This is a genomic window from Streptomyces rugosispiralis (assembly GCF_024505145.1).
Lineage (GTDB): Bacteria > Actinomycetota > Actinomycetes > Streptomycetales > Streptomycetaceae > Streptomyces > Streptomyces rugosispiralis.
The window spans coordinates 16,883-29,343 of record NZ_JANIAA010000023.1 but is presented as its reverse complement, the minus strand read 5'-3'; the positions used below and the strand labels follow the sequence as shown (position 1 = coordinate 29,343).

The following is a 12,461-nucleotide window of genomic DNA, read 5'->3' as shown; positions in this document are numbered from 1 at the left end:
CCGGCGGCGCGGCTCACCGTCCCAGCCGCCGCCGCACCCCCGTGACGACCTTGATCGGAGCCACCTCCAGGCCCAGGGCCCGGGTCGGGCCCAGGGCCACCGGCTTGGCGTAGTACGGACGGCAGCCGAAGCGGAGCCAGCGGGTGGCGGGCAGCCGGTCGAAGTACGGCACGATCGCGGTGCGGCGCGGCGCGTCCTCCCCGGGTCCTTCCATGATCAGCGTCAGCGTCCAGCAGCCCGGTCCCAGGCGCCCGATCGGCAGCCGGGCGGTGAAGACGTTCACCGAGCCGCCCTGTTCACCGCGCGCCGGCACCTCGTGCACCGCGCCCGTCCCGGTCTCGGCGCGCAGCCGCAGCGCCCCGCCGTCCCGCACCGCCTCCTCGGTCAGCCGTCCGCCGACCAGCAGCGTGCTGCGGGTGCGCCAGATGGTCCGGAGCACCTGGCAGGGCGGGTCGACGGGATGGGCCACCTCGCCGACGTCGAGCGAGATATTGCCGTACGGGGTGAAGTACGGCACCACCGTCACCGGGCCCTGGGAGGTGGTGACGCGGCGCCGGGTGGGATGGGTGACCTCACCGCCCTCGCGGCGGTTGCCGAACCGCACCGTACGGCTGACGCCCTGGGCGCGGACGTCCAGGTAGATGTTCCACAGCCCCCGCTCCAGCGGGGCGCCGCCGTCCGCGGTGGCCGGGTCGATCTCGGCGGTGAAGCCCGCCATCTCGTACCGCCGCCCCTCCCCCGGCAGCGGATGGGCGGACAGGCAGGGTGTGGTGGGCAGCCGGACCTCGGGGCGGTCGGCCCGGTACTTGCGCAGCACGATCTCGGTGGCCGGGTCGAGGGAGTCGACGTCCTCGACGTACGCGTGCCCGGCGAGCCGCAGCACCCCGCCGTGCCAGCTCGCCGCCTCCAGGTGGTGCTGGACCGGCAGCCGGTCGGTCACGTCGAAGCAGATGTCGGGGACGGCGGCGGCGTGGTCGCGGAAGAACGGGTGCAGCCAGTAGACCCGGCCCTTGTCGACGAGATGGCCGCGCCGCTCGTCCTCTCCGGCGTTCCGGGCCACGGTCAGCACATCGTCGAAGCGGTCGGCGCGCAGCAGATGGATCAGCAGCCGGTCGGGGGCGCCGAGCCGCTGGAAAAGGGCGTCGGTCACCCAGGTGCTCGCCCAGTGCCGGAACTCCGGGAAGAACGTCTCCCGCGCGTCCCGTTCGCTCTCGCGGGGCAGCAGGGCGCGCAGCGGACCGCACAGCTCCCACTCCACATGGCGGCGCATGATCTGGTCCCGGCGCGGGCCCGGTTCCAGATAGCGGGCCACGGTCTCGAAGCACAGCCGGGTGCCGTCCATGCGGTGGGCGAGGTCGGAGGCGGTGAGGGTGAGGTTGGTGCGGTTCTCGCGGTAGCGGACGTAGTAGCAGTCGTAGTCGGCGACCACCGAGATACCGGAGGCGTTGAGGTAGGCGGCCGCGGTGAACGGCTTGTCCTCGCAGTTGCGGTAGGGCGGGAAGCGCAGCCGCAGCCGCTCGATGAGGGAGCGGCGGAACAGCTTCCACGGGCCCAGGGTCAGATAGGCGTGGGAGGAGAAGATGTCCGTACGGGGCTGATTGCGCTGGAAGACGGCCCGGGGCACGGCCCGTCCGCCCACCGAGGCGATCTTGCCGAGGACGATGTCGGTGCCGTGGGCGTCGGCCATGGCGACCATGCGGCGCAGCGCGTCCGGGCCCAGATAGTCGTCGGAGTCGAGGAAGAAGACGAAGTCGCCCCGGGCGTGGTCCAGGCCGGTGTTGCGGGGGACGCCCGCGCAGCCGGAGTTCTCCTGGTGGATGACGTGGAGCGCGGCGCAGGTGCGGGCGAGCCGCTCCAGCTCCTCGCCGGTGCCGTCGGTCGAACCGTCGTCCACCGCGATGATCTCGACCCGGTCCTGGCCGAGAGTCTGGTCCATCGCGGAGGTGACGGCCCGGGTCAGCTCCGGCAGGGCGTTGTAGGCGGGGATGATCACACTGACACGAGGTCGGGACAGAGCGGACATGACGGCCTCCTGACTCCGGGCTCTCGACGGGTGGGTCGGGGGCGGGGGCGGGGTCACTCGGCGGTGAGAACGCCGCCGCGCGGCCCCGCCGGGGCGCTGCCCGCGCTGTCCACGCTGCCCGCGCTGTCCGCGCAGTCCGCGCTGTCCGCGCAGTCCGCCAGGGGCCGCGGCTGCGGCTGTGGCGTGGGGGCGAGCGGGAGCGCGAGGTCCTGGCCCAGCATCAGGGCCCGCACCACCCGCTCGGCCGCGTGGCCGTCGTCGAACCGGCAGAAGCGGGCCCGGAAGGCGGTGCGCAGCGCGGTCGCGTCCGCGTCGCGCCAGCGGCCCTCGCGGAAGACCTCGGCCAGCTCCCGCTCGGTGCGGGCGACGGCCCCCGGGGTCTCGCCGGGGGACCCCGACAGCAGGTCGAAGTAGACGCCGCGGGAGGAGCGGTAGACGTCCCAGTCGTCGGCGTAGATCACGACGGGCCGGTCCAGCACGGCGTAGTCGAACATCATCGACGAGTAGTCGGTGATCAGCGCGTCGGCCGCCAGGCACAGCTCCTCCACCGACCGGTGACGCGAGACGTCGATCACCAGCCCGGCCTCCTGGAGCCGGGCCAGATCGTCATCCGGCCGGTAGGAGTAGTGGGCCCGCACCAGCAGCGTGGTCTCCGGGCCGAGTTCGCGGCTGAGCCGCTCCAGGTCCAGCCGGGGGGTGAACCCCTTCTGGTAGTCGCGGAGGGTGGGCGCGTAGAGGAGGGCGGTGTTCCCGGCCGGGATGCCCAACTCCTCACGGATCCGCCGGATGTCCTCCTCCGTCGCGGTGAAGAAGACGTCATTGCGCGGATATCCGTATTCCAGCAGCCGGTACGCGGCGGGGTAGACCCGCTCCCAGATCTGGCTGGAGTGCGGATTGGCGGAGAGGGCGAAGTCCCAGCGGTCGATGCGCTTGAGCAGATTGCCGAAGCTCATCCCGCCCGCGGCGGCGGGATAGCGCTGCTGATCCAGGCCCATGCATTTGAGCGGGGTGCCGTGGAAGGTCTGCAGATGCACCGTGCCCGGCCGCTTCACCACCTCATTGGGGAAGTTGACATTGTTGATGAGGTATTTCGCGCGGGCCACCGTGCGATAGAAGTCGCGGGTGCCGGTGACGACGTAGTCGACGCCCTCCGGAAGGTTCTCGATCTCCGACTTCCTGACCGCCCACACCCCGTGGACCTCCGGCGCCAGTTCCCGCGCCTTGTGGTAGATCGCGCCCGGATTGCACAGCACCCCACGGCCCCAGTACGCGGAGTAGACGGCCAGGTGGGGGTCGACGGGCCGCTGCCGGTGCAGCCGGTACAGGCCCCGCTTGGCACGCGCCGCCAGCGGCGGCCGGACGGTCCGGCGCAGCTTGCGGGCCCCGGCGGCGGCCCGTACGGCCAGTTCGTGCTCCCGGTAGCGGAGGAACGAGCCGGACGACAGCGCCTCGAAACGCCAACGGCCCTCGACCGGCGGGGTGAACCCGGCCGGGAGATGGGCGCGGTACCACTCGGCGGCCCGTGCGAAGAAGCGCGGCCGGTCCGCCGACGCCACCCGGGACGTGCGGTCCAGACAGAACAGGAAATGCGATACGGCCCGCTCGAAGAGCAGCGGGCGCAGCGGATTCAGCTGCGGCCGGTCGTCGAGGAAGTCGAAGAGCCGGGCGTACTGCTGGAAGATGACGAAGTGTTTCTCGCCGGGGCTTCCCGTACTGGCCCCGACCCGCCGCTGCCGGTATTCCAGGCCCACCAGGTCCACACAGGCTATTCGCCGCGCGGTGAGCATCGTCTTGTACGAGAGCAGGGCGTCCTCGTAGATGCCCTCGCTGAACGCGAAGCCGTGCCGGATGTAGAAATCCCGGTGGTAGACGCGGTTGGACGACATCGCGAAGAGCCGCAGGAATTCCGGGCGTTCGACGGCGGAGAAGACGTCGGTGCCCGCCGAGGCCAGCAGTTCCCCGAAGAGGCTGGGGGCCCGGCGCTCCGACCAGTAGGTGCGGACGTGGTTGAAGTAGAGGATCTCCGGGTCGTGGGTGAGCGCGAGCCGGTCGGCGAGGCCCTGGAGGGTGCCCGGGGCGAGGGTGTCATCGCCGTCCAGGAAGAGCAGATAGTCCCCGCTCGCCCGCTCCACCCCGGCGTTACGGGCCCGGCCGGGGCCGGAGTTGACCCGCTGGTGCACGGGCACGACCCGGCTGTCGCGCGCCGCGTACGCGTCGATGATCGCGCCGCAGTGGTCCGGTGAGCGGTCGTCCACGGCGACCACCTCGAGATCGGTGTACGACTGCGTCAGCACGGAGTCCAGGCAGGCGCTCAGATAGCCCTGGACGCGATAGGCGGCGATGACGATGGTGAAGCGGGGCATAAGGCTCCTCGGGACGCGGTGGCGGTTCGAGGCGCGAAGCACTCACTGACCACCCACGCTAGGTGGGTTCGTCCCGATACGCCCGCCCGGTCGACGGAGGGGCGGCCAAGCGGGTGACAAACGCCCCCAGCGGACATGAAGTCCACCGGGGGCGCGTTGAGCCGTACGCGGATGGCGTCAGCTGTGGGTGCGCAGCAGCGTCCGCATCGTCCGCATCGCGACCGACAGGTTGGCCAGGTCGAAGGTCTCCGACGCCTGGATCTCATCGAGGGTGGTGCGGGCCCGCTGCAGGATCGCGGCGTTCTTCTCCTCCCACGCCTTGAAGCGCTGCTCGGGCGTGGAGCCGCCGTTGCCCACCGACAGCACATCGGAGGTCAGGGCGGCCTGGGCCGCGTACAGGTCCTCACGGATGGAGACCCGGGCCATGGACTGCCACCGGTCCGCGCGCGGCAGTTCGATGATGCGGTCCATCAGCTGGCTGATCCGCAGCCGGTCGGCCAGGTCGTAGTGGACCTCGGCGACCGCCAGCGGGTCCTTGCCGGTGCGGTCCGCGATGGCCACGATGTCCAGCGTCGGGAAGGCCGAGGAGAAGCCCGCCACCCGGGTGGCCAGGTCCTCCGGGACGTGCGCCCCGGTCAGGTCGTCGTAGATCCGCTGGTACCACTCGATGTCGGAGCCGCGCAGCAGCTTGGGCAGCTGCGCCCGGACCGTGCCGACCCGCTCGCTGAAGAAGTCGATCGTCTCGGCCAGCGCGAGCGGCTGCGGCCGGTTGTTCAGCAGCCAGCGGGTGCCGCGCTCGACCAGCCGCCGCGAGTGCAGCCGCATCCGGGTCTGGATGTCGGCGTCGACGACCGTGTCCAGCGCCTCGACCTCGTCCCACACCTGGTTCAGCTCGAAGATCGCGCGGGCCGCGGTCTGGGCGCGCACGACCTCCTCGGTGGAGGCCCCGGTCTCCTCCCGCATCCGGTGCAGGAAGGTCGACCCGGCGCTGTTGACGGTGTCGTTGACCAGCACCGTGGTGATGATCTCGCGCCGCAGGGCGTGGCCGTCGATGTACTCGGGGAACTTCTGCCGCAGCGCCTGCGGGAAGTACGCGTGCAGCAGCCGCTGGAGGTACGGGTCGTCGGGCAGCCCGGTGGTGATCAGCTCATCGGCCACCGTGATCTTGACGTAGGCCAGCAGCACGGCCAGCTCGGGCTGGGTCAGACCGCGCCCGGCGGAGAGCCGCTCGCGGATCTGGCGGTCGGTGGGCAGGAACTCCAGTGCCCGGTCCAGCCGCCCCTCGCGCCCCAGGCGGCGCATCAGCCGCTGGTGGGCGTGGAGCAGGCTGGAGGACTGGACGACGGAGTTGGCCAGCGCCACGTTCTGCGCGTAGTTGTTGCGCAGCACCAGCGCGCCGACCTCGTCGGTCATCTCGGCGAGCAGCTTGTTGCGCTGCTTGAGGGTGAGGTCGCCCTCGGTGACCAGGGCGTTGAGCAGGATCTTGATGTTCACCTCGTGGTCGGAGGTGTCCACACCGGCGCTGTTGTCGATCGCGTCGGTGTTGATCCGGCCGCCGTTGGAGGCGAACTCGATCCGGCCGAGCTGGGTCAGGCCCAGGTTGCCGCCCTCGCCGACGACCTTGACCCGCAGATCCTGGCCGTCCACCCGGATCGCGTCATTGGCCTTGTCGCCCACATCGCCGTGCGACTCGGTGGACGCCTTGACGTAGGTGCCGATGCCGCCGTTCCACAGCAGGTCCACCGGGGCCTTGAGGATCGTCTTCATCAGATCGGCCGGGGTCATCTTGGCGACCCGCTTCTCGATCCCGAGCGCGGCCCGCACCTGCGGGGTGATCGGGATGGCCTTGGCCGTACGGGGGTGGATGCCGCCGCCCGCCGACAGCAGCTCGGCGTTGTAGTCCTCCCACGAGGAGCGCGGCAGCTCGAACAGGCGGCGGCGCTCGGCGTAGGAGGTGGCCGCGTCCGGGTTCGGGTCCAGGAAGATGTGCCGGTGGTCGAAGGCGGCGATCAGCCGGATGTGCTCGCTCAGCAGCATCCCGTTGCCGAACACGTCACCCGACATGTCGCCGACGCCCACGACCGTGAAGTCCTCGTTCTGGGTGTCATGGCCCAGCTCCCGGAAGTGGCGCTTGACCGACTCCCAGGCGCCGCGGGCGGTGATGCCCATGCCCTTGTGGTCGTATCCGGCGGAGCCGCCGGAGGCGAAGGCGTCCCCGAGCCAGAAGCCGTACGCCTGCGCCACGTCGTTGGCGATGTCGGAGAAGGTCGCGGTGCCCTTGTCGGCGGCGACGACGAGATAGGTGTCGTCCCCGTCGTGGCGGACCACGTCCTTCGGCGGCTCGACCTGCCCGGCGACCAGGTTGTCGGTGATGTCGAGCAGACCGGAGATGAAGGTCTTGTAGCAGGCGATGCCCTCGGCCATCCAGGCGTCGCGGTCCACGGACGGGTCCGGCAGCCGCTTGCCGACGAAGCCGCCCTTGGCGCCCACCGGCACGATGACCGTGTTCTTCACCATCTGCGCCTTGACCAGGCCGAGGATCTCGGTCCGGAAGTCCTCACGCCGGTCGGACCAGCGCAGACCGCCGCGCGCGACCTTGCCGAACCGCAGATGCACACCCTCGACCCGCGGCGAGTAGACCCAGATCTCGTACGCCGGGCGGGGCGCGGGCAGATCCGGCACCGCCTGCGGGTCCAGCTTGATCGACAGGTAGTCGTGCGGCCTGTCGTGGGCGTCCTTCTGGCCCCTCTTGTCGCTTCCATCGCTGGCGCTCTGGCCCCTCCTACCGCTTCCATCGCTGGCGCTCTGGAAGTGATTGGTCCGCAGGGTGGCCTTGATCAAGGTGAGGAAGGAGCGCAGGATGCGGTCCTCGTCCAGCGAGGCCACCTGGTCCAGCGCCGCGTCCAGCTCCTCCAGCAGGGCGTCGGTCAGCTCCAGGCCCGCCCGCTGCCGCTCCGGCGACATCCGCGCCTCGAAGAGCGAGACCAGCAGCCGGGTGGTGTGCACATTGTTACGGAGGGTGTCCTCCATGTACGACTGGCTGAAGGTGGACCCGGCCTGCCGCAGGTACTTGGCGTAGGCCCGCAGCACCATCGCCTGCCGCCAGTCGAGACCCGCGCCCAGCACCAGCTGGTTGAAGTCGTCGCTCTCGGCCTGGCCGGTCCACACCGCGGCGAACGCGTTCTGGAACCGCTCACGGGCGTCGTCGGCCAGGGCCTCGCCCTCGCGCAGCGGCAGCCGCAGCCCGAAGTCGTAGATCCAGGCGGTGGTCTTGTCCGAGCAGCGCAGCTCGTACGGGCGCTCGTCCACCACCTCGACGCCGAGGGTGTTGAGCACCGGGAGCACCGCGGACAGCGAGATCTGGGCCCCGGCCCGGTAGATCTTGAAGCGGCGCTCGGCGTGGGCCGCGCCCACCGGCTCGTAGAGGCTGAGCGCGAAGTCCTTCCCGCCGTCCTTCAGCCGCTCCAGGTGCTGGAGGTCGGCGACGGCGCCGCGCGGGGTGTGGTCCGCCTTGTAGCCCTCGGGGAAGGCGTGCTGGTAGCGGCGGAGCAGCTCGGCGGCGCGCTCCTCGCCGACCTCGGAGACCAGCGCGTCGGTGAAGCCGTCGGCCCAGGAGCGGGCGGCCTCGATCAGCCGGCCCTCGATCCGCTCCACATCGGAGTCGGTGAGGTCGGGCAGCTCGGTGCCGGGCTGGACGCGGACCACGAAGTGCAGCCGCGAGAGCACCGATTCGGTGTGCAGGGCGGTGAAGTCGACCGGCGGGCGGCCGCTCAGCTCCTCCAGCAGGATGTCGGTCAGCCGCAGCCGCACATCGGTGGTGAAACGATCACGCGGAAGGTAGACCAGCGCGGAGTAGTAGCGCCCGTACTCGTCCTGGCGCAGGAACATCCGCAGCCGGCGGCGCTCCTGGAGGTAGAGCACGCTGGTGGCGATCGAGCGGAGCTGGTCGACCGGGGTCTGGAACAGCTCGTCGCGCGGGTAGGTCTCCAGGATCTGCAGCAGGTCCCGGCCGTCGTGGCTGTTGGCCGCGAAGCCCGCGCCCTCGAGCACCTCGTCGACCTTGCGGCGGATCACCGGCACCCGGCGCACCGACTCGGTGTACGCGGCGGACGAGAACAGCCCCAGGAAGCGGCGCTCGCCGATCACATTGCCCTCGGCATCGAACTTCTTCACGCCGATGTAGTCGAGGTACGACGGGCGGTGGACGGTCGCGCGGCTGTTCGCCTTGGTCAGCACCAGCAGCTTGCGCTCGCGCGCCTTGGCGCGGGCGTCGGCCGGAAGCCGGTTGAAGGCCTGGGACACCGGGGTGCCGGGGCCCGCGTGGGCGCTCTCGTCGGCGTCCTTGTGCTGCGGGTCGGAGCGGAGGATGCCGAGGCCGGTGCCGGGCACCGCGGTCAGCGCGTCCTCCTCGCCACCGGCCTCGGTGGGGACCTGCGTCAGCTCGTACTCGCGGAAGCCGATGAAGGTGAAGTGGTCATCCGCGAGCCAGCGCAGCAGCTCACGGGCCTCCTCCACCTCCTCCTCGCGGACCTCGGCGGCCTTCGGCTCGTCCGGCAGGCCCTCGGCGATGCGCAGCGCGGAGTCGCGCATCTTCTCCCAGTCCTCGACGGCCTCGCGGACATCGGACAGGACGCGCAGCAGATCGGCGGTGATCTGCTTCAGATCGCCGCGGTCGGTCTCGCGGTCGGTCTCGACATGGATCCAGGACTCCACGACCGCGTCATGCGGGAGCTTCTTCCTGTTCCTGACCGGGCCGTCCGAGGAGATGTCGAGCAGCTCGATCAGCTTGCCGGTGATGTCACGGCGCACGATCACCTGCGGGTGGATCACGACATGGATGCCGCGCCCCTGACGGGTGAGCTCATTGGTGACCGAGTCGACCAGGAACGGCATGTCGTCCATGACCACCTCGACCACGGAGTGGCTGCAGGTCCAGCCGTGCTCCTCGACGGTCGGGGTGTGCACCCGGACGTTCGCCGTGCCCTGCGGACGCACCTCGGCGAGCCGGTAGTGGGAGAGCGCCGCCCCGAAGACATCAACCGGGTCACGGTCGGCGAGGTCCTCGGGAGGCGTGTGCAGGTAGTAGTGCTGGAGGTATGCGGTCAGAGTCTCCGGTCCTGGGCCCTGCACCGGTTGCCCCCCGGCAGGGCTGTTCTCAGCGACCCGGGCGGCCCGTTCGAGCAACTCGGCCTTGGCTTCGTCCAGCTTGGTCTGCATGTCCTCTGGCTCCTGTCGCGCGCCGTTGCGTGACATCGATGGCGGTGGCATGACGCCGCGACGCGAAAAATCCGGTCGTGAACGACGGTATGCCGGATTGGGGAATGGCCGGGGTGTACTCGGCCGTAAGTGACCAAGACCCCACGCGCCACGGGTCAGCGGCGGCTCGGGCCCGGCCCTGGTGGGGCGCCGGGCGCGGAGCGAGGGCCTCGTTGCCCTCACGGACTATCGCGCTGATCACGCAGTAAGGCTATCGCTCCTCCCCAGGGGGTCGTCATGAGCCGTTCGTGTACAAAACCGGGCCCTGAAGTTTGACGAAATGGACAGCGACCGGGAGGGGCGCACGGGCCGATGATGCGCCGCTCATGCCCTCTTGGCAAAGCGCGGGCGCGGATGCACCGTGATCTGGTGCACCGTGATCCGCACGGTGGTAAGCACGGTGGTAGGCGTGGACCTGGAGGTGCGTGGCATGGCTGCGAAGATCCTGCTGGTGACCGGCGACGCGGCCGAATCGCTGGAGGTGCTCTACCCGTACCAGCGGCTGCGCGAGGAGGGGTACGAGGTCCATATCGCGGCCCCGAGCCGCAAGACGCTGCGCCTGGTGGTCCATGACTTCGAGGAGGGCTTCGACACCTACACCGAGAAGCCGGGCTATACGATCCCCGCCGACCTGGCCTTTTCCGAGGTGGACCCCGGGCAGTACCTCGCCCTGGTGATCCCGGGCGGCCGGGCCCCGGAGTATCTGCGGAACGACCCCGAGCTGCGCAAGATCTGCAAGGCGTTCTTCGACGCGGACAAGCCGGTGGCGCAGATCTGCCACGGCCCGCTGCTGACGGCGGCCGTGGGCGGCCTGAGCGGGCGGCGGGTCACCGCGTATCCGGCGCTGGAGCCGGACATGCAGGCGGCGGGGGCGGACTACCAGGACGCGGAGGTCGTGGTCGACGGCACGCTGATCTCGTCGCGGGCGTGGCCGGACCATCCGGCGTGGATGCGGGAGTTCCTGGCGGCGCTGCGGTCGAAGGCGCCGGTGGTGTGACCGGTGGTAGGAGGGGCGCGGCCCGGAGGTTGAGCCCCGGGGCTGGGGCCGGGGTCGGGGGCTTGGCCCGGGGCCGGGGCCGGGGGCTTGGCCCGGGGTCGGGGCCGCATGGGGGGCGTATGGGGGCGAGAAGGGGCGCATATGGCGCGGTGAGCGCCTGAACGGGCTTCCGGCCGAGGAGGCGGGACGACTCAGAACGGGGCCCGGCTCACACCACTCGGCTCACTCGTCGCACCCGGCTCGTCCGGCTCACTGGTCCCACCCGTCTCACTGGTCCCACCCGGCTCACTGGTCCCACCCGGCTCGTCCGGCTCGCTGGTCCCACCCGGCTCACTCGTCGGCCATGCGCTCGGCCTTCCGTACGGCCTCCTCGAGCGTGTCCACGACCGGCACCCCGGCCGCCTCCAGGCTGGCCCGGCTGTGCGAACCGCCCGTGTAGAGCACGGCCCGCGCCCCCACGTGCCGCGCCGCCACCGCGTCGTCCAGGGCGTCCCCGATCACCACCATCCGCTGCGGCGGCACCCCTTCGAGCGCGGCGATATGGCGCATCATCTGCTCGGCCTTACCGGTGTCGCTCTGCCCTGTGCGGCCGTCCACCCGGACGAAATGGCGCTCGATGCCATGCGTCCGCACCAGCGGGAGCAGATACTCATGCGGGGCCAGCGAACACAGCGACTGGGTGAGACCCGCCTCCTGCCACTCGATGAGGAGCTGCCGGGCGCCGATCGCCAGCCCGGCGGTCTCGGCCAGTGCCCAGTAGTGCCGGTGGAACGTCTCGTCCATGACCACCCACTCCTCGTCGGTGGGCAGCCGCCCCATCAGCCGCTCGTAGAAGCGGGGCACCGGGACGCAGTACAGGTCGCGATAGCGCTCGAGGGTGATCGGCGGCAGCCCGATCTCCTGGAACGAGGCGTTCGTCGCCGAGATCACGGCGTCGATGTCGTGGAGCAGCGTGCCGTTCCAGTCCCAGACGAGGTGCGTCACGTGGTTCTTCCCCATCCCACGACCGTACCCGGAGGGTCGGACAGCGGGCATCACTCGATCAGATTGGGGATCTCCTGGGTGGCGTACCAGAGGAGTTCGTGGTCCTCGGCGCCGTCCACGGTGAACTGCGCGTCGTCGTCACCGAGGTCCGCCGCGCCGAGCGCGTCGGCGGCCTCGGCGATGTCCCGCTCGGCATCGTCGGCGTCAAGGTGCACGGCGGCGGCCTTCGCGAGCGGTATGGCGGCCTTGATCCGCACCTCGCCCAGCGCGGACTGGTCCAGCCCCCGGTCCGGATCGGCGACCGCCTGCCCGTCGGGCACGTCCACGGCCACCACGACCCGACGGCGGGGCGCCCGGGGGTCCACGGCGAGCAGCCGCAGCGACGCCTGCGCGGCCCGGCTCAGCGCCGCGTACTCCAGCTCCTCGATGTCGTCGGACAGATACCACTCGCGGAGCGCCGGGGTGACCGCGTAGGCGGTCAGCGGCATCGGCCCCAGGTGGCCCTCCTTGTACGCCTCGGCGAGACCGGAGAGGGTCAGGGGGACGTAGACGCGCATGGCTGCCGCTTTCATCAGAGACCAATAGGCCCCCAGCATACGATCGCCCGTCCCCTCGCCCGAGCCTTCCGCGAAGGGCCGGTGGTCCCCTTTCGGGGGACAGGGGCCGACGGGGGCGTACGAAGACGAGCGCGAGCCGCGCTCGAGCCGATGACCGGGACCGATGAGCCGCCGCATGCCCCGAATAGGTGAACCGCGGTGTAGGCGCGAAGGGGGCTCGGCGCTGATTGCGGAGGCCGAAAAACCGCCGGTAGAAGACTCTCCGACGAAAGCTACCGCCC

Annotated in this window: 6 protein-coding genes; 1 reads left to right on the top strand and 5 read right to left on the bottom strand. The window is 70.8% G+C overall.

The genetic code is table 11. From position 1 onward, the window contains the following. Positions 1–13 precede the first annotated feature (13 nt). The 3 genes from NP777_RS28580 to NP777_RS28570 form a co-directional block, all read right to left on the bottom strand. On the bottom strand, positions 14–2,023 hold the full coding sequence (locus NP777_RS28580) for a glycosyltransferase family 2 protein (protein WP_256653039.1): 2,010 nt from the start codon (positions 2,021–2,023) through the stop codon (positions 14–16). A 53-nt stretch (positions 2,024–2,076) separates the two neighbouring features. Continuing rightward, positions 2,077–4,386 carry a bifunctional glycosyltransferase/CDP-glycerol:glycerophosphate glycerophosphotransferase gene (locus NP777_RS28575; protein ID WP_256653038.1) on the bottom strand — a complete coding sequence of 770 codons (2,310 nt, stop codon included), beginning with the start codon at positions 4,384–4,386 and terminating at the stop codon, positions 2,077–2,079. Between the two features lie 177 nt (positions 4,387–4,563). Continuing rightward, a complete protein-coding gene (locus NP777_RS28570) occupies positions 4,564–9,603 on the bottom strand; it encodes an NAD-glutamate dehydrogenase (protein WP_256653037.1) in 5,040 nt (1,679 codons plus the stop codon). 469 nt (positions 9,604–10,072) lie between these two features. Between NP777_RS28570 and NP777_RS28565 the strand changes: the two genes are divergently transcribed. After that, complete coding sequence (locus tag NP777_RS28565) at positions 10,073–10,639, top strand: DJ-1/PfpI family protein (RefSeq protein ID WP_256653036.1); 567 nt, start codon at positions 10,073–10,075, stop codon at positions 10,637–10,639. Between the two features lie 330 nt (positions 10,640–10,969). Here the strand turns inward: NP777_RS28565 and NP777_RS28560 are convergent, their stop codons facing one another. Further along, on the bottom strand, positions 10,970–11,638 hold the full coding sequence (locus NP777_RS28560) for an HAD family hydrolase (protein WP_256653035.1): 669 nt from the start codon (positions 11,636–11,638) through the stop codon (positions 10,970–10,972). Between the two features lie 35 nt (positions 11,639–11,673). Then, positions 11,674–12,180 carry a DUF6912 family protein gene (locus NP777_RS28555; protein ID WP_256653128.1) on the bottom strand — a complete coding sequence of 169 codons (507 nt, stop codon included), beginning with the start codon at positions 12,178–12,180 and terminating at the stop codon, positions 11,674–11,676. Positions 12,181–12,461 lie beyond the last annotated feature (281 nt).

What these genes read in the sequence shown, in the direction of transcription:
- NP777_RS28580 (WP_256653039.1), bottom strand. Translation starts at nt 2,023, where the DNA reads ATGTCCGCTCTGTCCCGACCTCGTGTCAGTGTGATCATCCCCGCCTAC.
- NP777_RS28575 (WP_256653038.1), bottom strand. Translation starts at nt 4,386, where the DNA reads ATGCCCCGCTTCACCATCGTCATCGCCGCCTATCGCGTCCAGGGCTAT.
- NP777_RS28570 (WP_256653037.1), bottom strand. Translation starts at nt 9,603, where the DNA reads ATGCAGACCAAGCTGGACGAAGCCAAGGCCGAGTTGCTCGAACGGGCC.
- NP777_RS28565 (WP_256653036.1), top strand. Translation starts at nt 10,073, where the DNA reads ATGGCTGCGAAGATCCTGCTGGTGACCGGCGACGCGGCCGAATCGCTG.
- NP777_RS28560 (WP_256653035.1), bottom strand. Translation starts at nt 11,638, where the DNA reads ATGGGGAAGAACCACGTGACGCACCTCGTCTGGGACTGGAACGGCACG.
- NP777_RS28555 (WP_256653128.1), bottom strand. Translation starts at nt 12,180, where the DNA reads ATGCGCGTCTACGTCCCCCTGACCCTCTCCGGTCTCGCCGAGGCGTAC.